At 64.9% G+C, this 25,968-nt stretch carries 23 protein-coding genes; 15 read left to right on the forward strand and 8 right to left on the reverse strand.

Going from position 1 to position 25,968, the window contains the following annotated elements; translation table 11 throughout:
- The first annotated feature begins 124 nt into the window (after nt 1-124).
- Nucleotides 125-2,233 (forward strand): DNA topoisomerase IV subunit B, encoded by a 2,109-nt coding sequence (locus V3C33_07045; protein ID XAS69019.1) that lies wholly within the window; start codon nt 125-127, stop codon nt 2,231-2,233.
- Nucleotides 2,234-2,298: 65 nt separating this feature from the next.
- Here the strand turns inward: V3C33_07045 and V3C33_07050 are convergent, their stop codons facing one another.
- Together V3C33_07050 and V3C33_07055 are read right to left on the reverse strand one after the other, a co-directional pair.
- A complete protein-coding gene (locus V3C33_07050; GenBank protein XAS69020.1) occupies nt 2,299-3,288 on the reverse strand; it encodes a M56 family metallopeptidase in 990 nt (329 codons plus the stop codon).
- A 6-nt stretch (nt 3,289-3,294) separates the two neighbouring features.
- A complete protein-coding gene (locus tag V3C33_07055) occupies nt 3,295-3,681 on the reverse strand; it encodes a BlaI/MecI/CopY family transcriptional regulator (GenBank protein ID XAS69021.1) in 387 nt (128 codons plus the stop codon).
- 270 nt (nt 3,682-3,951) lie between these two features.
- Here V3C33_07055 and V3C33_07060 point away from each other — a divergent pair, with 270 nt between their 5' ends.
- The 5 genes from V3C33_07060 to V3C33_07080 are packed head-to-tail and all read left to right on the forward strand — an operon-like array spanning nt 3,952 to nt 10,760.
- Nucleotides 3,952-5,559, forward strand: a complete 1,608-nt coding sequence (locus V3C33_07060; protein XAS69022.1) for a cytochrome ubiquinol oxidase subunit I — start codon at nt 3,952-3,954, stop codon at nt 5,557-5,559.
- A gap of 32 nt (nt 5,560-5,591) precedes the next feature.
- Complete coding sequence (gene cydB / locus V3C33_07065) at nt 5,592-6,641, forward strand: cytochrome d ubiquinol oxidase subunit II (GenBank protein ID XAS69023.1); 1,050 nt, start codon at nt 5,592-5,594, stop codon at nt 6,639-6,641.
- Between the two features lie 6 nt (nt 6,642-6,647).
- A complete protein-coding gene (cydD, locus tag V3C33_07070; protein ID XAS69024.1) occupies nt 6,648-10,115 on the forward strand; it encodes a thiol reductant ABC exporter subunit CydD in 3,468 nt (1,155 codons plus the stop codon).
- 9 nt (nt 10,116-10,124) lie between these two features.
- Nucleotides 10,125-10,388, forward strand: coding sequence for a hypothetical protein (locus tag V3C33_07075; protein ID XAS69025.1), 264 nt, complete (start codon nt 10,125-10,127; stop codon nt 10,386-10,388).
- Between the two features lie 27 nt (nt 10,389-10,415).
- On the forward strand, nt 10,416-10,760 hold the full coding sequence (locus V3C33_07080) for a GNAT family N-acetyltransferase (GenBank protein ID XAS69026.1): 345 nt from the start codon (nt 10,416-10,418) through the stop codon (nt 10,758-10,760).
- Nucleotides 10,761-10,768: 8 nt separating this feature from the next.
- On the opposite strand, the gene V3C33_07085 is transcribed toward V3C33_07080, so the two are convergent.
- Both V3C33_07085 and V3C33_07090 read right to left on the reverse strand, forming a co-directional pair.
- The gene (locus V3C33_07085) at nt 10,769-11,287 is read right to left on the reverse strand and encodes a DinB family protein (protein XAS69027.1); all 519 of its coding nucleotides are present in this window, start codon (nt 11,285-11,287) and stop codon (nt 10,769-10,771) included.
- 19 nt (nt 11,288-11,306) lie between these two features.
- Nucleotides 11,307-13,823 (reverse strand): DNA topoisomerase IV subunit A, encoded by a 2,517-nt coding sequence (locus V3C33_07090; GenBank protein XAS69028.1) that lies wholly within the window; start codon nt 13,821-13,823, stop codon nt 11,307-11,309.
- A gap of 65 nt (nt 13,824-13,888) precedes the next feature.
- On the opposite strand from V3C33_07090, the gene V3C33_07095 reads away from it, so the two are divergent.
- The 4 genes from V3C33_07095 (at nt 13,889) to V3C33_07110 (ending at nt 19,356) form a co-directional block, all read left to right on the forward strand.
- Nucleotides 13,889-16,624 carry a GNAT family N-acetyltransferase gene (locus V3C33_07095; protein ID XAS69029.1) on the forward strand — a complete coding sequence of 912 codons (2,736 nt, stop codon included), beginning with the start codon at nt 13,889-13,891 and terminating at the stop codon, nt 16,622-16,624.
- 45 nt (nt 16,625-16,669) lie between these two features.
- The gene (locus tag V3C33_07100) at nt 16,670-17,413 is read left to right on the forward strand and encodes a DUF5998 family protein (GenBank protein ID XAS69030.1); all 744 of its coding nucleotides are present in this window, start codon (nt 16,670-16,672) and stop codon (nt 17,411-17,413) included.
- A 70-nt stretch (nt 17,414-17,483) separates the two neighbouring features.
- On the forward strand, nt 17,484-18,653 hold the full coding sequence (locus V3C33_07105) for a nucleotide pyrophosphatase/phosphodiesterase family protein (GenBank protein XAS69677.1): 1,170 nt from the start codon (nt 17,484-17,486) through the stop codon (nt 18,651-18,653).
- A complete protein-coding gene (locus V3C33_07110; protein ID XAS69031.1) occupies nt 18,646-19,356 on the forward strand; it encodes a thymidine kinase in 711 nt (236 codons plus the stop codon). Before V3C33_07105 ends, V3C33_07110 begins: the two co-directional genes overlap by 8 nt.
- Before the next feature lie 16 nt (nt 19,357-19,372).
- Here the strand turns inward: V3C33_07110 and sepH are convergent, their stop codons facing one another.
- The gene (gene sepH / locus V3C33_07115; protein ID XAS69032.1) at nt 19,373-20,755 is read right to left on the reverse strand and encodes a septation protein SepH; all 1,383 of its coding nucleotides are present in this window, start codon (nt 20,753-20,755) and stop codon (nt 19,373-19,375) included.
- A gap of 263 nt (nt 20,756-21,018) precedes the next feature.
- Here sepH and V3C33_07120 point away from each other — a divergent pair, with 263 nt between their 5' ends.
- Entirely contained in the window at nt 21,019-21,318 is a 300-nt protein-coding gene (locus V3C33_07120) for a DUF4193 domain-containing protein (protein ID XAS69033.1), read from the forward strand.
- A 30-nt stretch (nt 21,319-21,348) separates the two neighbouring features.
- Here the strand turns inward: V3C33_07120 and V3C33_07125 are convergent, their stop codons facing one another.
- Entirely contained in the window at nt 21,349-21,837 is a 489-nt protein-coding gene (locus V3C33_07125) for a DUF3093 domain-containing protein (protein XAS69034.1), read from the reverse strand.
- 96 nt (nt 21,838-21,933) lie between these two features.
- Between V3C33_07125 and dut the strand changes: the two genes are divergently transcribed.
- The 4 genes from dut (at nt 21,934) to V3C33_07145 (ending at nt 24,450) form a co-directional block, all read left to right on the forward strand.
- Nucleotides 21,934-22,464, forward strand: a complete 531-nt coding sequence (dut, locus tag V3C33_07130; protein XAS69035.1) for a dUTP diphosphatase — start codon at nt 21,934-21,936, stop codon at nt 22,462-22,464.
- A 111-nt stretch (nt 22,465-22,575) separates the two neighbouring features.
- The gene (locus tag V3C33_07135) at nt 22,576-23,307 is read left to right on the forward strand and encodes a DUF3710 domain-containing protein (GenBank protein ID XAS69036.1); all 732 of its coding nucleotides are present in this window, start codon (nt 22,576-22,578) and stop codon (nt 23,305-23,307) included.
- A gap of 76 nt (nt 23,308-23,383) precedes the next feature.
- Nucleotides 23,384-23,692, forward strand: a complete 309-nt coding sequence (locus V3C33_07140) for a hypothetical protein (GenBank protein XAS69678.1) — start codon at nt 23,384-23,386, stop codon at nt 23,690-23,692.
- Complete coding sequence (locus V3C33_07145; GenBank protein XAS69037.1) at nt 23,689-24,450, forward strand: DUF3159 domain-containing protein; 762 nt, start codon at nt 23,689-23,691, stop codon at nt 24,448-24,450. The genes V3C33_07140 and V3C33_07145 overlap by 4 nt, the downstream gene beginning before the upstream one ends.
- Here the strand turns inward: V3C33_07145 and V3C33_07150 are convergent.
- Both V3C33_07150 and V3C33_07155 read right to left on the reverse strand, forming a co-directional pair.
- On the reverse strand, nt 24,417-25,178 hold the full coding sequence (locus tag V3C33_07150) for a TrkA family potassium uptake protein (GenBank protein ID XAS69038.1): 762 nt from the start codon (nt 25,176-25,178) through the stop codon (nt 24,417-24,419). The two genes, V3C33_07145 and V3C33_07150, sit on opposite strands and share 34 nt — an antisense overlap.
- On the reverse strand, nt 25,178-25,849 hold the full coding sequence (locus tag V3C33_07155) for a TrkA family potassium uptake protein (protein XAS69679.1): 672 nt from the start codon (nt 25,847-25,849) through the stop codon (nt 25,178-25,180). Before V3C33_07155 ends, V3C33_07150 begins: the two co-directional genes overlap by 1 nt.
- Between the last annotated feature and the right edge of the window lie 119 nt (nt 25,850-25,968).

The raw sequence follows: 25,968 nt of genomic DNA on the forward strand, positions 1-25,968 counted from the left end.
TAACGAACGGCAGGAGCCGTGCAGTAGCGGGGGAGTGGCAGCCGGGTGAACGGACACTGTCCGACTACCCTAGGAAGAGCTTTCATTGCCCCAGTTGTTCCGTCTTTGAAGGAGTTCACCACCAGTGGCACCTAGTTCTGATTACACCGCCCGGCACCTTTCCGTGCTGGAGGGCCTCGAGGCCGTGCGTAAACGGCCCGGCATGTACATCGGATCAACGGACTCCCGCGGCCTCATGCATTGCTTGTGGGAAATCATCGACAATTCGGTCGATGAAGCCCTGGCGGGCTTCGGCCACGACATCAAGATCATCCTGCACGCGGACAACTCTGTGGAGATCCACGATGATGGCCGTGGCATCCCCATTGACGTTGAACCTAAGACCGGGCTCACCGGCGTTGAGGTGGTTTTCACCAAGCTTCACGCCGGGGGCAAGTTCGGCGGCGGTTCGTACACCGCCTCCGGTGGACTTCACGGTGTGGGTGCCTCGGTTGTCAATGCCTTGTCCGCCCGGCTCGACGCTGAAGTGGACCGTGGCGGCAAGACCTACAAAATGTCCTTCCGCCGTGGCGAACCGGGACGTTTCAAGGATGCGGGCCCCAAACCCGGGCCCGACGCTACCTTCGCGCCTTTCGTGGACGGCTCTGTGCTTGATGTCATCGGCAAAGCCAAGCGCGGTGTGACAGGTACACGGATCCGCTACTGGGCGGACCGCCAGATCTTCACCCCCGACGCGAAGTTCTCCTACGATGAACTGGCCGCCCGTGCACGGCAGACCTCCTTCCTGGTCCCGGGTCTGAAACTGACGGTCCGGGATGAGCGAAGGGCTGCGGGCACACCCGGCGAGCTGGCCCCGCACGTGGAGGTCTTCCACCACGACGGCGGCATCTCCGAGTTCGTGGAATTCCTCGCCGTTGATTCGGCAGTCACAGACGTCTGGCGGCTCCACGGCGCCGGCAAGTTCAAAGAGACCGTCCCGGTGCTGGATGACAGGGGCCATAGCCAGCTCGCCGAAGTGGAGCGTGACTGCGAAGTGGATGTGGCCCTGCGCTGGGGAATCGGCTACGACTCCGCAGTCCGCAGCTTCGTCAACATCATCTCCACCCCCAAGGGCGGCACTCATCAGGCCGGTTTCGAACAGGCACTCGTCAAGACGTTCCGCAAGGCCGTTGAGTCCAATGCGCGCAAGCTCAAGGCCGGCAACGACAAAATCGAGAAGGATGACATATTCGCCGGCCTCACAGCCGTTCTGACGGTCCGGCTGGCAGAACCCCAGTTCGAAGGCCAGACCAAGGAAATTCTGGGCACCTCCGCGGTCCGGGCCATCGTCGCCCGGGTAGTGGAACAGGAAATCACTGCCAAGCTGAGTTCCGCCAACCGCAACGACAAGGCGCAGTCCGCGCTGTTGCTGGAAAAAATTGTCAGCGAGATGAAATCGCGCATCTCGGCGCGGGTCCACAAGGAAACACAGCGCCGCAAGAATGCGCTGGAAACCTCATCCATGCCCACAAAGCTGGCGGACTGCCGCACGGACGACGTCGCCCGTTCCGAGCTGTTCATCGTGGAAGGCGACTCCGCCTTGGGCACGGCAAAACTGGCACGGTCCTCCGACTTCCAGGCCCTGCTCCCTATCCGCGGCAAGATCCTGAACGTCCAGAAAGCGTCGGTGGGGGACATGCTCTCCAACACCGAATGCGCCGCGTTGATCCAGGTGGTCGGCGCCGGGTCCGGGAGGGGCTTCGCCATCGAAGCCGCCCGCTATGGCAAGGTCATCCTCATGACCGATGCCGACGTGGACGGCGCTCACATCCGCACGCTGCTGCTGACGCTGTTTTTCCGTTACATGCGGCCCATGGTGGAGCAGGGCAGGGTGTTTGCCGCCGTCCCGCCGCTGCACCGGGTAGAGGTGGTCAACGCCGGCCAGAAGGCCAACGAGATGATCTACACCTACTCGGAAGCCGAGCTCCACACACTGCTGGCAAAGCTCGCCAAGGACGGCAAGCGCTACAAGGAACCGATCCAGCGCTACAAGGGTCTGGGCGAAATGGACGCCGAGCAGCTGGCCGAAACCACCATGGATCCACGGCACCGGACGCTGCGCAGGGTCACCATCCAAAGCGCCGAACTCGCCGAAAAGACCTTTGATCTGCTGATGGGCTCTGACGTGGCGCCGCGCAAGGACTTCATTATTGCCGGTGCCGCCAGCCTGGACCGGGAGCGCATCGACGCCTGACCCCGGATCTGGCCCTGGCCCCAGGCCCGGGGGCCACGGCACCATCACCGGCGCGGCCGGCGGGTTCAGCCGAGCAGGCCGGGGACTATCAGCAGCCCTGTGGGTATAGCCAGCAGCAGAACGCATCCCGCCAGCACGGCGCCCCGCAGCGGGGCCGGAAGCGGAGGCTGTGGTGAGAGCAGGCGGCTGACGCGTGACGCCGTCGTGCGTGCTGACACGGAGCCTCCGGCGCCGTCAGGGAACTGAAATCCCGTCCCGGAGAACCCGGCGGCTCCCGTTTCCGGACGCCCGCCGGGCGTCACGGCGGAACCGCTGGCCACAATGGCGATGGCCTTGATGAGCGTGGCTTTGCTTTCCGTTTTGAGGGCAACATCGTCAGCCAGCATCTCGATGAGGGAGTTCACGGATTCCTGCGCGAGCCGGGTGGTGGGAAACCAGGGGAGTGCCTGGCGCCAGGCGGCAAACGCCCAGAGCAGCAGATGGTGACGCTGGTTCAGATGGGCATTTTCATGGATGAGTACCGCACGCAGCTCCGCGGGCTCAAGAGCTGCCATCAGTCCGTCAGACAGAACGGTTACTGACCGCGCGCCGCCGGGAAGACAATAGGCCACCGGGGAATCGTGGCTGATGACCATGGTGCCGGTGCCATCGCCGGACGGCGACGCCAGCAGCTCCAGGAGTTCGCGGTGCCGCCGTCGCTGGCGTTCGATCCTGTAGTAAGTCAGCAGCAGTGTAAACACGAGGTGCGCTGTCAGCAGCGCCGCAGCCGAGAGTGCAAAGAGGTGCCAGAAGCCCAGGGCCGTGGTGGGCGCGTTGCTGAAGACCATTCCGGTGAGGGCGCGGAGTCCCGCGATCAGGTTGTCCCCGATGGGTTCCAGTCCATATACCAGCATGGCGCCGATCATGGAGAGCCCGCCGGCAAGGGCGATGGCCTGCCACAGGAGCATGGCGGTAAAGGGGGAGCGGGCAGGCCAGAGGGCACGGGAGAGCAGGATAGGCACCGGCCATGCCAGTACTATCGACAGGACCGCCAGGAAATATGAGGTCCAGAACATGGTCTGCTAGCTGTGGCCGAGTAGCTTGCGCAGCGTTTCGGCTTCGCCTTCGGTGACGGAGCCGATGAACCGGGCCAGCACGGCCTCACGGTCCGGCGCCGAGCCAAGGACCTCGTGCATCAGTTCGGCGGTGTGGTCTTCGCGGCTGGACACGGCCTGGTACCGGTGCGGCCGGGTGCCCCGCTCGCGCTCAACCAGGCCCTTCTTTTCGAGCCGTGACAGCACCGTCAGGACAGTGGTGACGGCAAGGTCCTTGCCCTCGTGGCCGGCGGAGCCGCCCTGTGCCTCGGTGCTTTTGGCCAGCAGATCACGCAGGGTGTTCGCCGTTGCTGCTTCCTGGCCCGCCCAGAGCAGATCCATCACTGCCCGTTCCAATTCGCCAAGACTTGCCATCGTATACATCCCTATTCACCCGGCACCGGCCGGCCCTCAGGCCTGCCGGAAGCGATATCCAATTACTCCAGCTATAAATTTACCGCTTTTCCTGGATTCTTTCTACGTGAGGTAGAACTATCGGCGTGCCGCGCCCTTGTGGGCGCCCGTACCTGAGTGGGATTGTTGTTTACAGCTCGCTTCGATTTGTTCTACACTCGGTAGAAGTTGAACTTCTACGCCACGTAGAAGTTCTGTAGATTGAGAACCCAGCCAAAAGTAGGGACTGCCTTGGACGCCTTGGAAATCGCACGCTGGCAATTCGGCATCACCACCGTTTATCACTTCATGATGGTGCCGCTGACGATCGGGCTGGGCCTTGTGGTGGCGGTCATCCAGACGGTCTGGTACCGCACGGGCAAGCCCGAATACCTGCGGATGACCAAGTTCTGGGGAAAACTCTTCCTGATCAACTTCATCATGGGCGTTGCCACCGGTCTTGTGCAGGAATTCCAGTTCGGTATGGCATGGAGCGAATACAGCCGGTTTGTGGGTGATGTCTTCGGGGCACCTCTGGCCCTGGAAGCGCTTCTGGCTTTCTTTGTGGAATCCACGTTCCTTGGGCTGTGGATCTTCGGGTGGAAACAGCTCAAGCGCGGCGTACACCTGGCCTGCCTCTGGATCGCCGTGATCGGCTCGGCATTCTCCGCCTACTTCATCATCGTGGCCAACAGCTGGATGCAGCATCCCGTGGGTGTGGAGATGATCGAGGGCCGGCCGGTCATGACGGACGCCTGGGCTGTCTTCACCAACAACACCGCCCTGGTTGCCGTGCCGCACACCCTTTTCGGCGCGCTTGCCGTGGCCGGCGGGTTTCTTGTGGGCATCGCCTGGTACCACCTGTGGCGCCGCCGCCATGACGGCATCGACGCCGTGGGCGCAGACGGCCGGGTCATTCCAAGTGAGGCCAACATCGCCGGACGCGACCGTACCGACCACAAAGTCTGGATCCGCTCGCTCCGGATCGGCGCCGTCGTGGCCATGATCTCCTTCGCCGGTACCGCCCTCACCGGCGATCTGCAGGGCAAGCTGATGTTCGAACAGCAGCCCATGAAGATGGCGGCCGCGGAAGCTGCCTGCCACGACGGGACAGGCTTCTCCGTGCTCAGCGTGGGAAACCTCGGGTCCAAGAACTGTGACGACATTGTGGCCCTGATCGAGGTGCCGGGCATCCTTTCCTTCCTTGCCAAGGGCGATTTCACCACCGAGGTCAAGGGCGTGAACAGCCTGCTGGATGACTACAAGGCCAACTACGGCACACACTTGCCGGACAACCCGATTTACGGGGACCGGGCGGGCCAGGAAATCCAGTACGTTCCCGTGATGGAAGTGACCTACTGGGGTTTCCGCGCGATGATCGGCTTCGGCGGCCTGGCAGCGTTGGCAGCACTGGTCACGTTGTGGCTCACGCGGAAGGGGACTGTTCCGGCCTCCAGGGGACTTATGCGCCTGGCCGTGTTCGGCATCCTGGCCCCGTTCGGTGCCAACGCAGCAGGCTGGATTTTCACCGAAATGGGCCGGCAGCCGTTTGTGGTCGCGCCCAACCCGGATCTGAACGGCATTGACCAGGTCTTCATGTTCACCGCGGCGGCCGTCTCCCCGGGCGTATCTGCCGGCGAACTGTTGACGTCGCTCATTGTGCTGGCCTCCGTTTACGGCGTGCTGCTGGTGGTTGAGGTGAAGCTGCTGGTCAAATACATCCGCGGCGGGGTGGTGTCCGCCATGCCGGAGCTTGCCGCCCACGCAGAAACGGATCGCGACGAGGACGACTCACCCGATGCGGGAACGCCCGGTTCCGGCAGACCCGGCACCGACGACGTCCTGGCATTCGCCTACTAAGCGCCCGACGAGAACAGCAGAGGATAAACAGTATGGAACTGCTACCGACCATCTGGTTCATAGTCATCGCGGTGCTGTGGACGGGCTATCTCTTCCTGGAGGGCTTCGACCTGGGCGTGGGGATGCTGATGAAGATTTTAGCCCGGAATGATACCGAGCGGCGCGTTCTTCTTAATACAGTCGGGCCAGTCTGGGACGGGAACGAGGTGTGGCTCATCACCGCGGGCGCTGCCACGTTTGCCGCCTTTCCTCTCTGGTATGCCTCATTGTTCTCGGCACTCTACTTTCCGCTGCTGGTCGTGCTGGTGGCGCTGATATTCCGGGCCGTGGCCTTCGAATACCGCGGCAAGGTGGACACCGTCCAGTGGCGTACGGTCTGGGACTGGGCCATAGCTGCCGGTTCCTTCCTGGCTGCGTTCGGGATCGGCGCGGCACTGGCCCTCACTACCACCGGATTGCCGCTGAACTCCAACGGCGACCGGGTGGGCGGTTCCATGGCCTGGTTCAGCGGATATGCAGTACTGGGGGGCCTGGCCGTGGTCGGATTTGCGCTGCTGCATGCCCTGGCGTTCCTGGCGCTGAAGACCGACGGCGATGTCCGGCACCGTGCCCGCCGCTGGTTCGTCCGGCTGCTGCCCGTACTCCTGCTGCCGATAGCCGGCTGGGCCGTGAGCATGCAGCTGCTGAGCGGTGAAGCCTGGACCTTTGCTGCGGTTGCAGTGGCCGTGCTCGCCGCCGTTGCAGCTTGGCTGTTGGCCCGTCGCGGCTTTGAGGGCAGAGCCTTCCTTGCACTCGGAGTATTCCTGGTGTGCGGCAGCGCCTCGATCTTCGGTGCGGCCTTCCCGGTGGTGCTGCCCTCCACCATCAGCCCGGAGTTCGACCTGACAATCGCCAACGCGTCCTCCTCGGATTACACGCTGGGACTTATGAGCATCATGGCGGCCTTCGGATTGCCGCTGGTGATTGCCTACCAGGCCTGGACGTACTGGGTGTTCCGCCGCCGCGTCAGCGCAGCGCACATTCCCGACGCCCATACCTTCCTCCCGGCGATCGCCGCCAAGGCCTTCGCCAGCAAGGACTGAGCCAGCATGAGACCGCAGTTCCCGGCAGGGCCCGCCACCCGCCAAGCCCTCTACTGGCTCGGATTCCTCGCGGCCCTCAAGGCGCTGTCACTGGTTCTGATGGCACAGGCAGTTGCGTCAGTGTTCGCCGGCCTGATGGGCTCCGATCCCGGCTGGGGCTCAGAGCTGGGCTGGGGCTTCGCCGGTGTGGTGCTGAGATCACTGACGGTGTGGGCACAGGGCGTCGCAGCACGCAGGGCCGCTCTGGGCATCAAAGAGGAACTACGCTCGCAGCTCCTTGAGCGGGCACTCCGGAACGGAACCCGCAGTGCCGGGCCGTCCGACGGCGGTCTGGCGGTACTGGCCACCCGCGGCCTGGACGCCCTGGACAGCTACTACACGCAGTACCTTCCCGCCCTCGTGAACTGCGCTGCGATTCCCCTGCTGCTGGGTGCACGCATCCTGTTTGCCGACTGGATCAGCGCCGTGGTGATTGTGCTGACTGTTCCGCTGGTTCCGCTGTTTATGGTGCTGATCGGCCGTTACACCGAAGACCGGGTCCGGGACGCACAGACCACACTGTCCCGGCTTTCCGGACACATGCTGGAGCTCGCCAAAGGGCTGCCCGTACTGGTTGGCCTGGGCCGTGCGTCGGCGCAGCGCAAGGCGCTCGAGGACATTTCGGAGGAATACCGTTCCAAAACCATAGGAACGCTCCGGACAGCCTTCCTCTCAGCCCTGGCACTGGAACTCATCGCCACCATTTCCGTAGCAGTGGTGGCCGTTTTCATCGGCGTCCGGCTAATCCACGGGGACATGGCGCTCGAAGCCGGGCTGATGGCTCTCATTCTCGCACCGGACTGCTACCTTCCGCTCCGGGAGCTGGGAACGGCGCACCACGCCAGCGATGACGGCCGCGCGGCGCTCGCCGAGGCCACCGACGTCATTGATGCCCCCGAACCGGTGCCACTGGCCACCAACGCTGTGGACCCTGACGCTGTAGACCCCGACGGCGGCAGCGGACTTAACGGAGTAAGGGTCAGCGCGCTGACGGTCGCATACAGCGGCAGGTCCGCCGCCGCCGTCGGGCCGCTCAGTTTTACTGCGCCGCAAGGCCTCATTACCGCGTTGGACGGGGCAAGCGGTACCGGGAAGAGCACTGTTCTAGGGATACTGGCGGGGACAATAGGCCACGGCGGCGGCACAGCCATCCGCGGGGAAATTTCCGGGTTCAGCCGGGCCGGCGTCGCCTGGGTCCCGCAGCATCCGGTGATGGTGGCGCAAACGGTCATGGAGGAGGTCAAGCTGTACCTCGCCCCTGACAGCCCTGACAGGGGACATGCGGAGGTTGCCGCCATGCGCTGCCTCACCAAAGCTGCGGCCGGGCATCTGGCCGGCAAACACCCCGCCGAGCTGAGCCCGGGAGAGCTGCGGCGGGTGGCGCTGGCCCGCGGCCTGGCGAGGATCGAGGCCGGGGCAACGGTGCTGCTGCTGGATGAGCCTACCGCCCATCTGGACCGCCAATCCGCGAATCTGGTGCGCACAGCCATCCGTGGACTCCGCGGCCGGGTGACCGTGATACTGGTGGCCCATGACCGTGAAACCCGTGAGCTCGCCGACCTAATGGTCCGTGTTTCCGGCCGGACTGGTCCCGCTGTAGGAGCAAGGGGCTTCGGCCAAGCTGATCAGAACACGGCCGGCTACGATTTCGCTGATGCAGAGGGCGCGCACGCATTTTTCGCCGGTTCCGGTGCCGGCTCAGCCGCACGTTCCGCGAGTTTCGCCGCCGGCGTCCCGCCGACGGCGAGCGCCTCGACCACCGGTCTTTTGGCACGGCTGCTGGCGCCGGTGGGCGGCCGGTTCGCGGCCGCCGGGCTGGTGGGCGCCCTTGCCGCCCTGTTCGCCGTCGCACTGACCGGGCTGTCCGGCTGGCTGATCATCAGAGCCAGCGAACAGCCGCCCATCCTGTATCTGCTCACCGCGATAGTGGGTGTCAGATTCTTCGGCATCGGGCGGGCGGTCCTGAGGTACGCCGAACGGCTGCTGGTCCACGACGCAGTCTTCGCGTCCCTCACCCGGCTCCGGGGCCTGCTCTGGGCATCGCTGAGCCAGCGGGCCCTCTCGCTCCGGCGCCTCCTGCAGGGAGGCAACGTACTTGGAACGGTGATCGACGACGTCGATACGGTCCGCGGGCTGCTCCCGCGGGTGGTTCTGCCGCTTGTGACCGCCGTGGCAGTTGCGGCAGCTGCCGTCACCGCCACCGGGCTGTTGCTTCCGGCGGGCCTTCCCGCAATTCTCGGCGCCGCCGCAGCCAGCCTGGTGCTGGCTCCGGCGTTCGCCCTGGTGGCTGACCGGATGTCCGCGGGAACGGAGCAGCGCCTGCGCGCCGGCGTCCTCCGATGCACCGCATCCGCGCTGGATGCCCGGGCGGAACTCCACGCGAACGGTGTGGCTCCCGGAATCCTCGCAGACATCCGGGCGCAGGACCGCGCCGCCACTGCCGCGTCGCAGCGGTCGGCCTGGGCAGAAGGCCTCGGCCAGGCCACTACGACCGCTGCCTGCGGCGCCGCGGCACTGGCAACCGCAGTGCTGGCGGCGCCCCAGGTACTGGCCGGATCTGTGCTCCCAGCCACTGCCGCGGTTGTGGTGCTGCTGCAGCTGGCCCTCGTGGAACCCTATGCTGCCGTCACGACGGCGGTCCGCCAGAACCCGGCACTCCGCGCCGTGATGCGCCGGATCAGTGAGTCCGGAGTGCTGGGCGAGGACACCGCCGGAAACGTTGGAAACGACGGGCAGCTCGCCGTGCCTGGACGAAACGGCGTGGCGGGAATCGAGCTGGCCGGCCTGTCAGCAGCCTGGCCCGGCGGCAGCAACGTATTCTCCGGCCTGTCCGCAACGGCCGAACCCGGCCACTGGCTTACCGTCACGGGACCGTCCGGGGCAGGAAAGTCCACCCTGCTTTCGGTGATGCTGGGCTTCCTGCCGGCCGCAGCAGGCCGGGTTGCTGTCAGCGGCACAGCCGCCTGGTGTCCACAGGAGGCCCACCTCTTCGATTCCACCATCCGCGGCAACCTGTTGCTGGGACGCCCGGAGGTGACGGCCGCTGGAGAAACAGCCTCCGGCCAGGACATGCACGAGGCCCTGGCAGCCGTGGGGCTCGGGCCCCTGGTCTCGCGCCTGGCAGGCGGGCTTGACACCCGGATCGGCCCGTCAGGGGCCTTCCTCAGCGGCGGTGAGCGCCAGCGGCTGGCCGTGGCCAGAACGCTGATGACGGGTGCGGAGGTGCTTCTCCTGGACGAACCCACAGCCCACCTTGACGCCGAATCAGCGCGGGCCATGCTGGCCGATCTCCGCGCCGGACTGTCCGCACGGACCGTGGTTCTGGTCACCCACAACCCTGCTGACATTGATCCGGGTGACGCCCTTCTGGAGCTCCGGCCCGGGCAAACACGGGGTTCGGTGGCGGTGATGGCGCAGGAACTTCCTGCCGGTTAGCCTGTTGCCATGAACCTGAACCTGCCTGTTGACTTTGCGGACCTCGAGTGGAGGCCGCCCGCAGAAGCAGATCTGGACGGCTGGGCCGCCCTGATTGCCCGGACGGCTGCAGTGGAGAAGCCGGTCTGGTTTGAACGCAGGGCGGAGCTGGACAAGGTCATGGAGTCCGCAAAGAACCCGCCGGCCAGCAGCATTGTGCTGGGCTTGGACCCCTCCGGCGTGCCGCGCGCGTATGCCCGGACTTCCAAAAACAGGGAGGGGCGGAAAGCCTAGCTGCATCCCGGTTTTGAGCTGGTGGCCGTGAGCCCCGGCATCAGTGAGGCTGTGCGTCAGGCGCACAACGATGCCTTCCGCCACCATTGGGGAAGTGAGCCCCGGGACGAGGAATCGTGGGGCTTTACCGTTAACGATCCGCAGGCGCGGCCGGACCTGAGCGGCGTAGTGCTGGACCGCGACACGGGACTGGTGGCGGGTTATCAGCCGGCCAGCCACGATGCGGAAAGCGCCGGGACACGAGGCTTCCTCGAGGGTAACACCGAGCTGATGGGCGTCCGGCGTGACTACCGCGGACGCGGCATCGCCCGCGCCCTCCTGGCAGATGCCATCCACCGCTTTACGGCGGCCGGCATGGACAAGGAACTGTAGGCGGAACCTCAGCCATCCACATCGTGCAGGTGATGGACGACGTCGTGCATAAAGTATTGGGCGAGCGTCAGGACCGTGAATTCCGAGCCGTTGCTGCGGAGGCCTTTCCTGCCCCAGTCGGCTTCCCTGACGCCGGCGAACGAATCCGCAGCCTGCTCGCCTTCAGCCGTCAGCTCGGCGCTGACCACGGCGGGATCGCCGTTGGCGTAGTCTTTCTCGACCGACGTCTTGTCCTGGTCCCAGTTTTCAAACTGTGCGTCGTCATCGGTCAGCATCAGGTTGAGCCGCTGGTCAAAAAGGCTGAAGACGTCCCGGACATGCGAAGCGTACTCCAGGCCTGACCACGTGGATTCATCGGGGCGTTCGGCAACGTCGGCCCGGCGAAGCACGGCACGCCAGCGCGGTAGCATGTTCCGCACGGTTCCGGGCACCGTGGCCGGTGTCACCGTGGACGCATCGAAACCGCAGTCGCGGCATTGCCGGGAAAGAACCCAGGTCCAGTCTTTGTTATCAGGGATGATAGGCATGCGAGAAGTCTAGGCCGGATCAGTCGGCGGCCGAATCAGCCCACGCCATGGCGGGGCCGATTGCATCCACGGCCTGCGAGAGCGGAATTCCGGAACCGTCACGCCGCCCGTGTTCCTGGGGCAAGGAACGTGCCACACCGGCAAGCGACGACGCTTTGGCCGGTCCATGTCCGGCCCATGCCAGCAGCAGCGTGTCTTCGCCCTTGAGGAAACGGTGCGCGCGCACGCCCGCGGTGGCGCGGCCCTTGGCCGGATACTCGGTAAAGGCCGTGACCTTTGCGGCTCCGGGGGCTGTGCCGGGCAACGCACCGTTGGTGCCCGCGATGGTCACCACAACGGCGGCATCATCGCCTGGAGCCACTGTCCCGAAGAACAGCACCTGATCGTCGGCGGCCAGCTTGATGCCGGCCATACCGCCGGCTGTCCTGCCCTGCGGGCGGACGCTGGCGGCACCGAAACGAAGCAGCTGGGCTTGCCGCGTCAGGAAGACGAGGTCGTCGTCCTCGGATCCGGCGGGGGCGACGCCCACCACTGTGTCCTTGTCCTTGAGCGCAATGACCTCCCAGTCTTCGCGGTTCAGTGGGTATTCGGGCTGCACGCGCTTGATCACGCCCTGTGCCGTTCCGATGGCCAGCACTTCGTCCAGCGGGGCAAAGCCCACCAGCGACTCGCCCTTCAGCAGGGTGATGAAGTCCCTGGCCGGGACACCGCCGGCGAGGTTCGGCAACCCGGACATCGGCGGCAGCACCGGCATGTCCATGACCTGGAGGCGAAGCATGCGGCCCAGCGACGTCACGGCGGCAATCTCGGCCCGCGCCGACGTCGCCAGGACCGATCGGAACACATCGTGTTTGGAGCGGGGGCCTGACTCGGCGAGGCTCTCCTGATTGGACGTCCGGGCAATCTGGCCGGACGCCGTGAGGATGGCCCAGCAGGGATCGTCGGCTATCTCCAGTTCAAGCGGGGCCGCTTTCCCCTTGGCGCCCGGGGCGGCGGCCAGCGCTGCGGCAACAGTGGGGGAAACTGCTTCGGATTCCAGCAGGACCGTTCGCCGGGGCGTGCCGTATTTTTCAGCGATTTCCGCCAGTTCGCTGGAGACAAGACCGCGGAGGCGCTCCTCGGAGCCGAGAATGGCCTCGAGTTCCTCGATCTCCCGGCGCAGTTGATCCTGTTCCTTCTCAAGTTCGATCCGGGAAAACTTTGTGAGCTGGCGAAGCCGGAGCTCCAGGATGTGGTTCGCCTGGATTTCGGACAGATCATAGATGGACATCAGCCGGACCCTGGCGGCCGCGGCCTCATCCGAGGACCGGATGATCTGGATGACTTCGTCGATGTCCACGATGGCGATCAGGAGACCCTCCACGAGGTGGAGGCGGTCCTTCTTCTTCCCCAGCCGGAACGCGGTGCGTCGCCGCACCACGGTGATGCGGTGGCCAACATATACGGAGAGCAGCTGGAGCAGCCCCAGCGTCTGCGGCTGGCCGTCCACCAGCGTTACGTTGTTAATGCCGAAGGAGTCTTCCATGGGTGAGTAGCGGTAGAGCTGCTGGAGCACGGCGTTCGGGTTGAAGCCGTTCTTCAGCTCGATCACCAGCCGCAGCCCGTGCTTGCGATCGGTGAGGTCCACGATGTCGCTGATGCCTGTCAGCTTTTTGCCGTTGACGGCGTCCTTGATCTTTTCGATCACTTTTTCCGGACCCACCATGTAGGGCAGCTCGGTGACCACCAGGCCGGTGCGGCGCGCAGAGAGCTGCTCCACCTCCACCCTGGCCCGGGTCTTGAAGGACCCGCGGCCGGTGGCATAGGCGTCCCGGATGCCGTCCAGGCCCACAATCCGGCCGCCGGTGGGCAGGTCAGGACCGGGGACAAACCGCATGATGTCCTCAAGCGTGGCATCAGGATTGGCGATGAGGTGCCGGGCGGCGGAGATGACTTCCACCAGGTTGTGCGGGGCCATGTTTGTGGCCATGCCGACGGCGATGCCCGTGGCACCGTTCACCAGCAGGTTGGGGAACGCTGCCGGCAGGACGTCCGGCTGGGTCAGCTGGTTGTCATAGTTGGGGACAAAGTCAACCACGTCTTCATCAAGGTGGTCCGTGAGGGTAAGCGCCGCCGCCGCCAGGCGGGCTTCCGTGTACCGGGGCGCCGCCGGGCCGTCGTCGAGCGACCCGAAGTTGCCGTGGCCGTCTATCAGGGGGAGGCGCAGTGAAAAGTCCTGGGCCATGCGCACCATGGCGTCGTAGATGGCGGTATCGCCGTGCGGGTGGAGCTTGCCCATGACCTCGCCCACCACCCGGGCGCTTTTAACATGGCCGCGGTCAGGCCGCAGGCCCATCTCGCTCATCATGTACAGAATGCGCCGCTGGACCGGCTTGAGGCCGTCCCGGGCGTCCGGCAGTGCCCGCGAATAAATCACCGAATACGCGTACTCCAGGAACGAGCCCTCCATCTCGGAAGTGACGTCGATATCAATGATGTTCTCGGTGAAGTCTTGGCTGACTTCCCCTGCCGGGGAGGGACTTTGGCGGCGGGCCATGGGGCTGGTGGATCCTCTGTGGAGTATTGCGGGGTGCATTTCGGAGTATTGGCTAGGCTAAGCCTATGGTGGATCGGCCCGGGGACGGCGTATATCCGGAATATTGGGAAGCCGATGTCGTCCTGAGGGACGGCGGGACAGCCCATTTGCGCCCCATCCACCCCTCCGATGCCGACGCCATGCAGGCCTTCCACACGGCGCAGTCGCAGAATTCCATCTACATGCGGTTCTTCGCTTTCAAGGCCAGGCTTTCGAGCAAGGAACTCAAGCGGTTCACTGAGGTGGACTACAAGGACCGTGTTGCGCTGGTGATCACCATCGGCGGCGAGATTATGGGGATCGGCCGGTATGACCGGTTGGATGACCCCCTCGAAGCCGAGGTGGCGTTTAATATTGCTGACGCCCACCAGGGCCGCGGCATCGGCTCCATTCTCCTGGAACACCTGGCCGCCGCCGCCCGCGAGAAGGGGATCCGCCGGTTCAGCGCCGAGGTACTGCCGGAGAACCGCAAAATGCTGATGGTCTTTTCGGACGCCGGCTATGACGTCAAACGGCATTTCGACGACGGTGTGGTCAGCCTGGAGTTCAACATCGACCCCACCGACAAATCGCGGGCCGTGATGGAATCCCGTGAGCACCGCGCGGAGGCGAGGAGCGTACGGGACCTGCTGGCGCCGTCGTCCGTGGCCGTCATCGGTGCCAGCCGCAAATGGGGCACGGTGGGATATCAGCTCCTGGAACACATTGTCGAGGGGGGCTTTGGCGGCCCCGTCTACGCCATTAATCCGGAGGCCCTGGAACTGGCGGGCATGCTGTCCTTCGGCCGGCTCTCTGATGTTCCGGATCACGTCCAGCTGGCCATCATCGCCGTTCCCTATGACGAAGTGCCGAAGGTCGTTGACGAGTGCGCGGACGCCGGAGTCAAGGGGATTGTGGTGGCCTCGGCAGGTTTCGCCGAAGACGGCGAGCGCGGGCTTGCGCGGCAGCGGGAACTCGTGCGGCAGGCCCGGGCCAACGGCATGCGTGTGATAGGCCCGGCGTCGCTGGGGATCGTCAACACCAATCCGGCTGTGTCCCTGAACGCATCCATGGCACCGAGCCTGGCCCGCCGCGGGGGTCTGGGTCTCTTCAGCCAGTCCGCCGCAATCGGCGTTTCTCTCTATGCGGCGTCCAGCCGGCGGCGGATGGGGATTTCAACCTTTCTTTCCGCAGGCAACCGGGCGGACGTTTCCGGCAACGACATGATGCAGTTCTGGGAGGACGACGCCGACACTACCGCCGTGGGCCTCTATCTGGAGTCGATCGGCAACCCGCGTAAGTTCTCGCGGCTCGCCCGCCGGCTCGCCCGGATCAAGCCAGTGATTGTGGCCAAGTCTGATTCCATGGGCCTGCAGCTGCCGCCCGGCCACGCTGTGCGCACCACCCAGGCACCGCCCGGCGCACTTGATGCGATGATGCGGCAGTCCGGCGTGATCCGGGTGGAGACCATCGAGCAGCTGATGGATGTGGCTCAGATCGTGGCCGGCCAGCCGTTGCCGGCGGGCCCTGGCCTGGCGGTGTTCAGCAATTCCCAGGCGCTGGGCAAAGTGGTGGCGGACAGTGCCTCAGCACACGGTCTGGGGGTGGAAAGCATCGTGACGGATGTGAATCTCGACGCCGGAATGTCCCTTGCGCTGCCGGCTCTCCGCCGCAGCCTGCAACAGACGCTTGAGGCGGAAGCCGTCCACGCCGTGGTTGTTGCACTGCTCCCGGCAAGAGGGCTTACGGTGGACAGGATCGCCGGGGTGCTTGCCGGTTGTTCGGCGGCCGCCGGGAAACCCGTGGTGGCGGCTTTCACCGGAATTCTGGACCAGTCGGTGTTTGTGGAGGGCATGCTAGGTGCCATGACGCCGGATGACGGCGGGCCGGGCGCTGTGATTCGGGAGACGTCCGCGCCGGAGCGGTCCGTACCGTGCTACTCCAACGCAGGCGCCGCCGTCGCAGCTCTGGCAGCAGTGGTGCGCTACTCAGAGTGGGTGGACCGGGACAAAGGGCTGTTCGTTGAACCGGAGGGGTGCGACGCCGAAGCCGCGGGCGCGGACCTGGAAACGCTGCTCCGGGATGTACAGGGCGATGAGCTGAAGCAGCTGGACGCCGGATCCGCTGCCGCCTTGCTTGCCCATTACGGCATTGATGTGCTGCCGTCGGCAGGATTTGATACAGCCGATGATGCCGTGGCCGCCGCCGAACGGCTGGGCTGGCCCGTGGCACTGAAAACCACTGAACCTTCCTTACGGCACCGGCTTGATCTGGGTGGTGTCCGGCTGGACATCCAGGACGCTGATTCGCTGCGTCGGAACATCCTGCAGATGCGCCGGGCGCTGGCGCCGTATGGCTCTGCGTCCCTCGAAGTACAGCGGATGGCCCCGGTGGGCCAGGCCTGCACGTTCAGGGCCATCGAGGATCCGCTGCTGGGGCCGGTGGTATCTTTCGGGCTGGCAGGCGACGCCGTTAATCTGCTCGACGACTGGGCGCACCGTGTGCCGCCGCTGTCCGGTTCCGACGTCCGGGATTTCATCCGTGCCCCCCGGGCATCCCGCAAACTGTTCGGATACCAGGGCCTGCCCGCGGTGGACGTTACTGCCCTGGAGAACCTCGCCGCCAGGCTGACCAGGCTCAAGGACAACCACCCGGAAATCGCCCTCGTGGATTTCAATCCTGTCCTTTCCGGACCGCACGGTGCCACGATTCTGTCAGCCGATGTCAGGATTGCGAACGCCGCCCAACGAACAGACAGTGCCCGCCGGGCCATGCGCAGTTAGTGGCGGCGGTTAGTAAGTCCCCGGCCGATCTGTGAAAATGGAGGGATGAGCTCCCAGCCTTCCACCTCGAAGCCTCAAATACCCGGCAATGACAACCAGGCTAACCGCCAGCACGGCTCACACAGCCACAGCGCCCAGGGTCAGAGTCTGGAGGGGGCCCTCCAGCAGGCCGGTTTTTACCCCCGCCTTGTGGCCGATGTTGTAGACGATGCCCTTGACGGCCGTGACTGCGTGGCGCACCTTGTGCACCTGGAGACGCACTTTGACCGGGCCGAGGTCCGCCGCCACATCACGGTACTGGTGCTGACGGACGACATGCTGGTGATAACGCACGTTGACGATCAGCAGCTGGATGACGCCGGCGAGCAGATTGTTGCCCAGATCTCCACCGAATCCGTGCCGGTGGCGCAGATCCGCTCGGTGGTACTCAGTTACATGTATGCCCAGCCGCAGAACTACAAGTCCTCCGATCCTGTCCGAGAGGTGACCTTGGCCATTGCATGGTCCGGCGGCCAGCGCCTGGACGTGGGTCCTGCCAGCTGCGGGGACCCGCAATGCGAGGCTGACCACGGCTACAGCGGCACCATCGCACAGGAGGACATTGTCCTGCGCATCAGCGCTGAAGCCGATGGTCTCCAGGCAGTTCAGGATGCCAAGCTGTTTGCCCGGGCCCTGCGGGCCGTCAATACCGGCGCCACCTCCCCGGCCACGCATGCGGGCCCATCCCTGCAGCCGCGTGCGCGGATGGGCGTGTTCGGAAACCGCCTGAGCCGCGGGCACCAGCGCTGAGATGGCGCCGGACCAGGAGATTCCTGCCGTAACAGCCAATTCAGCCGAACCGTTCCGCGCCGCCGTGACAATGCCGCCACCTCCGGCATACGGACAGCATTCCATTGCAGAGGTCCTCACCAGCGCGGCGGCCAGCCTGGGTGTCGACGGTTTTGAGAACCGGCTGAATCTGCCGCCCGCCAAGCGGATCTGCGTGGTCCTGGCTGACGGTCTGGGCCGGAACCTGCTCAAACAGAAATCCGCGCACACACCGTTCCTGCGTTCGGTGATGCAGGCAGGGCAGGGCCGTGTGCCCGTCTCGCTCGACTCCGCGTTTCCGTCCACCACGGCTTCCTCCCTGGCCAGCCTTGGCACCGGACTGGAGCCCGGACAGCACGGGATGGTGGGATACGACGTCCTGGATCCCGGACAGGACAAGGTGGTCAACATGCTGGGCAACTGGGATGCCGGCGTCGATCCGTTCGAATGGCAGCCGTTCCCCACCGTGTTCGAGCGCGCTGCCGCCCATGTGGACGTCACCACGGTCAGCCTTCCCCAGTTCAGCAATTCGCCCATGACGCAGGCCGCTCTGCGCGGTGGCCGGTTCCTTTCCGCCACGACCCCGCATGCCCGGACGGCCGCAGCGGCCGAGGCAATGGCCGGTGCAGATTCCGCTCTGATGTACTTTTATCTCAACGAGCTGGACAAGGCCGGTCACCGGCACGGTTGCCAGTCGGCCCAGTGGGAGCATCAGCTGGAAGAGCTGGATGCCACGGTCAAGCGCCTCAACTCCACGCTTCCTGCAGGCACCACTGTGCTCCTGACGGCAGACCACGGCATGCTGGACGTCCCCGAGTCACAAAGGATCGACTTCTCAGCGGAGCCGGCCCTGATCGCCGGGGTGAAGCACACCGCGGGCGAGCCGCGGATGATCCACCTGTATCTGGAGGACGGTGCGGACGGTGCAGGGCGCGATCGCTTGCTGGACGCCTGGCGCAGCCGCTTCGGAGACCGGATCTGGGCGTTCACCCGTGAGGACGCTGTGGCCGCCGGCCTGTTTGGCGCCGTGCGTCCCGCCGTCGCCCCCAGGATCGGGGACATCATGGTCGCCGCCCGGGACGCGCTGGCCCTGTACGACACCCGTAGGGTCCGGCCCACCGCACTGGAAGTGGTGGGCCAGCACGGCTCGCTGACCAAGGGCGAACGGGAAGTCCCGGTGCTCTGTTTCCAGGCCGACGGCAGAAAGGGAGCGCGTGGCTGAACTGGTCTTTTTTTCAGGAACAATGGACTGCGGCAAATCCACCCTGGCACTGCAGATGGACTACAACCACCGTGCCCGGGGGCGCGGTGGAGCCAGGTTCAGCCGAAACGACCGTGCCGGCGGCTCGCGTATCTCGAGCAGGCTCGGGCTGGAGACGGATGCCGTGGAAGTCCTGGACAGCACAGACTTCTGGGACGAAGTGGTTAGCCGCCGCACTAAAGGACTGCGGGTTGACTACCTGATCTGCGATGAAGCCCAGTTTTACACGCCCGCCCAAGTGGAGCAGCTGGCCCGCGTAGTGGACGAGATCGACGTCGACGTCTTCGCTTTCGGAATCAGCGCAGACTTTCGCACCAGGCTGTTTCCAGGATCACAGCGGCTGATCGAATTGGCCGACCGGGTCCAGGTACTCCAGGTCGAAGCCCTGTGCTGGTGTGGCAGGCGGGCCACGCATAATGCCAGGACCGTGGACGGTGTAATGGTGACAGAGGGCGCCCAGGTGGTGGTGGGCGATCCCGCTGCCGCCGGGGGACAAGGACACCTGCCGGCAGTGGGCTATGAAACCCTCTGCCGGAGGCACTTCATGCGCCGCGTCACTGCCCACGGCGCCAACATCATGGCTCAGCAGGATCAGCTCCTGCCCTTCGAAGTTGATGCCTGCCTGTGGCATGGCTCCGGCGATCGGCCGGATTCAGTTCCGTAAGCGGCGCTTGCCGGCGTCAGTCGCCCCTGGTCCCGAAAACGATCTCGTCCCAGCTCGGGACGCTTGACCTCTTGGGCTTGGACGGCTGGCGTTCCGGTTGCTCCGGGTCATGCCCAGTGCGGGATTCGGATCCGGAGTCATTCTGGTTCCGCCGGGAGCTTCCGCCACCCAGCAGTTCCTCCAGGCCCACGCTGGTGGTTGGTGAATCATCTCCGGCCTTCGCGGGGGCCGCTGGGTTGGCCGGGGTGGCACGGGTGGCCGGGGTGGCAGGGCGCAGCGGCGAGGCCACAATAGTGATCTCCCGCGTTTCCGTGCTGACGCCGTCATGGAGTTTCAGGGTGTCATCTTCAGTGTCATGTTGCCTCGGCAGGAGGCTGAGCCGGGACAGCATCGAGGGGCGGCCCTCACGCTTGCGTGTCAGCTGATCATGCTTCGCGGCAGGTGCCTCTGATTCGTCCTCATCTGCCGCTGCGTGGCCTGATGCCGCCGACTCTGCCTCCGGCTGCCCGGTTACTTCGGATGGCCTGGGATGAGCTGCGGGGACGCCGTTGGTCAGGAGCAGAGCCAGAGCATCGTCGCCGTCTTCGTCGACTCCCAGGCGCTGTCCGCGTCGAGAACGAAGCATGTCAAGCAGCCCGTCAGCTTCCTTTCCGGCGCTGGAGCTGCTACCGGCGCCTCCGTGGCCGGCGCCGTTCCGGGCTGCTGCCTCGGCGTCGGTCTCGAAGTCAAAGGGACGGTCTGAAACCGCAGAAAGGCGACGTGCCGGAAGGGGGCCGTCCAGTGGTTCGAGCTCGCTGAGCTGCTGGGCCCAACGGTTTGCGTTCTGGAGGATCTTACGGGAGGGGATGAACGTCCACATGGCCGGCGGCTCTTCGCCGATGCCGGATTTTCCGTCCTGGTTGGTGCGGAAGCGGGCAACCACAGTCCAGCTCCCGTCAGGGCGACGCCAGGAATCCCACTCAACGGATGAGGACTCAATGCCGTGTGCCGTCAGCCGGTGTGCCACCATGTCGCCCAGGGAGGCGGGGTTGTCGCCGAACACGGAGCGGTAGATGTCATGGCCCGGGGCCGGGGAAGCGACTTCTACCTTCCGGGCCTGCTGGGCGACGTATTCACGCTCGGCCAGAACAGGGCCCTCATACCGTTCAACCTTCGGCAAAGGCATGCCCGAGAGCTCGGCAACCTCCGTGGCGGTTGCGCCGCTGCGGATCCTTGCCTGGATATCACGGGGGGACATGGCAACGGCGGCAGCGCCGGCACCGCCCGCCGTCTTCACGGGCGGCCTGCTGGCCGCCCGCAATGCTTCGTCGATGGGCAGCTGGAACATCTCGCTGCCGGCGCCGCTTAACAGAAGATGACTTCCGTCGTCGTGGACGCCTACAAGCCGTAGATCCTGCATACAAATCCTCCACCCTGGCATTACTATCAATCGAAACTCTGCCACCCGGCACCGCCCTTTCCGGTTAAGACAGAGGGCGCGCCGCGATATTCCGCGACTTTCCGGCTCCCTGCGGCCGGGTTGGAAAAGCAGATCCGGCGAACTCTGGCTTTTGCCGGCCGCTTGAGGAAAAATGTGCCCCGGATCGGGCACAAACCGGGGGTGCCCGGCGTTATGAAGGATGAATCATCCAGCGAGTGAAAACGGAGTGTGGGCAACAGACAATGGCGACAGACTACGATGCGCCGAGGAAGTCAGAAGAAGACCTCAACGAGAATTCCATTGAGGAGTTGAAGTCCCGCCGTTCCGACAAACCAACAGCCGCGCTGGAAGAGGATGAAACCGATCTGGCCGAGGGCTACGAACTCCCCGGAGCGGATTTGTCCGGCGAGGAACTGCTGGTGCTCGTGATGCCGGCACAGGCTGACGAATTCACCTGTGCGTCCTGCTTCCTGGTACGCCACCGCTCGCAGATCACCCGTGAAAAAGACGGACTCATATACTGCACGGACTGCGAAAGCTGAGCACTTCCGGATGCGCAGGACCGGGACGAGCTACCGGGACGTAAGCGCCGCGACCAGCTCTTCGGGACGTCTCGTGGATGCGAGCCAGTACGGCGTGCGGTCTGAGGGATCCGTGATTTCAATCCTCACCACAGGGTCAATCCAGCCACGGATGCACAGATAGGCGAGACCGTTGAGCCGGGTCCCGCGTTCCGCAGTGGCCTCCTTGGTCCGGAATGCACGGACGTCACCGATGAACCTGCGTTCGATGCTGGCCCGGCCCACCTGAAGGGATTCCGGCGTGACAGTAATGGCCGGCGTTGAAAGAACCAGCATGACAGCAATGATCGCGAAGAGCACCGCCGCCGCCGTATAACCCGCCGCCATGCTGATGGGTGCGAAGACCAGAATGCCAGCTCCGGCCAGGCCGGCCGCAATCAGCCAGATCCAGATGGTCGGCCACAGTTTTTCGCTGAAAAGGGTTGTGGTTCCGGCGGATGAGCTGTTGGAGGCAGGCACAGCTGCGCTTGATTCGGGCATGCCCCCAGTTTTCCACTTTTCCCGGGCTAATTCATCTTGGGCCCTGGAAAGCCGCGGCTAGGACGAATTCGTCTGCGCGCGTTAGAGTGAATGACTGTGACTGACGAAACAACCGCCGTAAAAACTCCGACCCTGAACCACGCCACTGACACCACTGCGGCGTACGGTTCCCCCACCTTGCAGGTGCAGCTGAAAATGCTTGACGCCGGGTTGGAAGCCCCTTCCTATGCGCACCCCGGTGACGCCGGGGCAGATCTCCGCGCACGCAACGACGTTGTGCTGGAGCCTGGCGAGCGGCGGCTGGTACCCACTGGTGTTTCCATCGCCCTGCCGGACGGCTTTGTGGCCCTGATCCATCCGCGTTCGGGGCTCGCCGCGAAACATGGACTGACAGTGGTGAATGCCCCGGGGACCGTTGACGCCGGCTACCGCGGTGAAATCGCCGTTACGCTGCTGAATACGGACCGACACCATGCCATTGAACTCAGGCGCGGCGATAGAATTGCACAGATGGTTATCCAGCGCGTGGAGTACGCGGAATTCGTCACCGTGAATGAATTGGGCGCATCGGTGCGCGGCGCCGGGGGCTTCGGTTCCACAGGCGGCTTCGCCGCGCCGGTAGCCTGAGGGCGCACCGGCAACGGCACTGCAGGCACAAGACCCGCAGCCGGACGCTGCAGAACCGAAGCGGGCCCAGGTGGACCGGTGCGGCAAGATCACAACTAAGGAGACAACCCGATGGTTTTTGGGCGTGGCAGAAAAGCCAAGAAGGAAGAAGCAGCTGAGGCCGCGGAAACCCAGGAGACCACTGCAGCGGATTCCACGGTCGAAGCCCCGGAGGGCGCCGGCCGGAGCGTCAGCGGTCCCTTCGATGTCTCCGAAATCAAGAGCCACGATGGATACGTCGATCTCGGCGCTCTCCTGATCGCGCCACGCGACGGTCTGCAGTTGAGGCTGGAGGTTGAGGAAGCCACCCAGCGGGTTGTGGCAGTGACCTTGGACCTCAAGGGCTCAAGCCTGCAGCTGCAGGCATTTGCTGCACCCAAGTCCGAGGGCCTGTGGGACGAGATCCGTGAGCAGATCGGGCAGTCCGTAGGCAGCCAGGGCGGCCAGATCGAGGAGGTCCAGGGTGGCTTCGGCACCGAGCTCGTGGCCAAGTTGCCGGCCGGTGCGGCCGATGGCAACAGGGGATATCGCGTGGCCCGCTTTATCGGCGTCGACGGTCCCCGCTGGTTCCTCCGCGGCGTCTTCGGCGGCGACGCTGCCATGGACCGCGATGCTGCAGCCGGGCTGGAGGAATTGTTCCGGCAGATCGTCGTGATCCGCGGAGACAGCCCCATGCCGCCCCGCGATCTTCTGCAGCTTCGACTCCCCAAGGACGCCACCGGAACCGCACCCCAGGGCGCGCCTGAGTTCGAGCCGGAGTTCGAGCAACCGGAACGCGGGCCGGAGATCACCCAGATTGGCTGAATCGCCCGGCCGTGCCCAAGGGCCGGAGGTTCCTGTGAGCAGGCTCCCTGAACGGGGCCGCGTGCTGTGCCACGGGATGATCGAATCCGTCACGTATATGCCGGCCAACCAGGTGGCGGCATTCACCGCGATCGTTACCGACCCGGAAGGTCCCAGGCGGAGGCCCCCTGCCGGTGCTGTTCCCGGAAACACCGCCTCCGAACGCAGACGCGGTGTTTCCGCCCGCCGTGACCGTCTTCGTGTCATCTGGCTGGGACGGCGTCGTGTTCCCGGCATTGATGCAGGCACCGAACTTCGCCTCGAGGGCATGCTGACCATAAGCGACGGGCTGCCCACCATCTTTAATCCCCGCTACGAAATACTATCCCGCCAGGAGAACCAATGACGCAGTCCGAGCAGCCGGATCCGGCATCCGGGAGTCCAAAGCCCGGCGCCCCGCAGGAGCCCCCTTCAGCCGCCGCACTGGCGGAAGGGTATGCGGCCAAGGCCGGGTTGCACCGTACCATCGACGGCCGGATCGACGTCCTCAAGAGCGCCGGCGGCGTCCAGGGAATCGCCGAGAGCATCCTGCCCGGACTGGTGTTCCTGATCTGTTTCACCGTTACGCGCGAGTTGACCTGGTCCCTTATTGCCGCCCTGGCCATGGCCGCTGTGTTCACAGTTGTCCGCCTTGTCCAGCGCCGTCCGCTCACGCAGGCGCTTGCGGGTGTTGTGGGCGTCGGCATCTCAGCCTGGCTGGCCAACACAACCGGCAAGGCAGAAGACTTTTATGTTCCTGGATTCTTCACCAATGCCGCGTACATCGTTGCCATGGTCATCTCCATCGCCGTGAAGTGGCCGGTGGCCGGACTGCTGTTCGGCTTTCTCCGGAACGAAGGGCTGGACTGGCGCAGGAATCCTGCCCGCCTGAAGGCCTACCGCCTGGGCACCTGGATCATCGTCGCGGTGCTGGTTCTCCGGCTCCTGGTGCAGGTGCCGTTGTACTTCATGGGTGAAGACGGCCTGGCGGGTCTGGCCACCACGCGCCTGATCATGGGCGCCCCGCTGTACATTCTGGGACTGTGGGTGGCATGGCTGATTACCAGACCCGCGCCCGCCGCTCCCGACACTCAGCCGTCGAAGGCGTCGTCCTCCGAAGGATGAGCCGGCCGGCTGAATTCCTCTTCCTGGCCGGGCGCTGAGACCCGCGCGTCAGCCTCGGGCTGGTCCGCCGACTCCGGGGCCAGCAGCGCACGCAGCTGGTCCTCGGCAGCGATCGTGGTGACAAAGAACAGTTCGTCGCCGCCGTCGATCACGTCATCGCGGCTGGGCGTGATGGGAGCCTGATCCCGGAGAATGGCCACAAGGGTGGAGTCTTCGGGCCAGTCAATGCCACCGACAGTCAGACCGATGACGTGGGAGTCATGGGGGACCGTGAATTCAACAAGGGATGAGACACCCGTCTGAAGCGTCAGTAGCCGGACGAGGTCACCGATTTCAACGGCCTCCTCCACAAGGGCGGTCATCAGCTGCGGTGTGTTCACCGCGACGTCCACGCCCCACGAATCGTTGAACATCCAGTCGTTCTTGGGGTTATTGACACGTCCCACCGTGCGGCCCACACCGAATTCGGTCTTGGCCAGGAGGGAAACCACGAGGTTGACCTTGTCATCACCGGTGGCGGAAACCACCACTTCGGCATCTTCAAGCTTGGCGTCCTGCAGCGTGCTGAGCTCACAGGCATCTCCCACCAGCCAGTGGGCGCCGCGGAGACCGCTGCGGCCAATGACCTCAGGTTTGAGATCGATCAGCAAGATCTCGTGTTTATGGGCCAGCAGCTCGCGGGCAATCGAGGATCCGACGCTTCCCGCGCCGACAATAACGACTTTCACTACGACTCCTTGACGGGCTCTTTGGCAAGAACCTGGGCAACTTCGGTGCTTCGGTCCACCCTCAGCATGGCGTGGACGGTATCGCCTTCCTGATACGCGGTTCCCGGGGCGGGCAGTATGCCTTCACCGAAACGCGTGAGGTAGGCAATCCGGATGTCGGCGGCTTTTTCGATGGCGCCCACGGGGCGACCGATCCAGCCCGCATTCAGGTCCAATTCGGCCAGCAACAGCCGGCCGGAGGGTTCGCGGAAATCACCGACCAGGTGCTGCTCCGGAAGAATACGCCGCAGTACCTGGTCCGCGCTCCAGCGGACCGCGGCCACCGTGGGGATTCCAAGGCGCTGGTAGATCTCGGCGCGGCCCGGATCGTAGATTCTCGCCACAACGTGGGGGACATGGAAGGTCTCGCGGGCAACCCGCGTGGCCAGGATGTTGGAATTGTCTCCGCTGGACACGGCAGCGAAGGCATAGGCCTCCGCGACGCCGGCGTGTTTGAGGGTTTCCCTGTCGAAGCCCACGCCGGTGACTTTCCGGCCGGTGAAACCGGGGCGCAACCGGCGGAAGGCGCGGTCATCCTGATCGATGATTGCCACTGAATGGCCAGCGTCCTCGAGCGTATGCGCCAGGGTTGCCCCTACCCGGCCACAACCCATAATCACGAAGTGCGCCACCCATGCCTCCTCAACTTCATTGCCTGCTCCTGCTGCGTAAGACTCTACCGGCATGCCGCCGGATTGCTGCCGCCGGAATACCGTCATGACATAGCGTGCGAATCAGACTAGTTTTGTGG

The sequence above is a fragment of the Micrococcaceae bacterium Sec5.7 genome (assembly GCA_039636785.1).
Classification (GTDB): Bacteria; Actinomycetota; Actinomycetes; order Actinomycetales; family Micrococcaceae; genus Arthrobacter.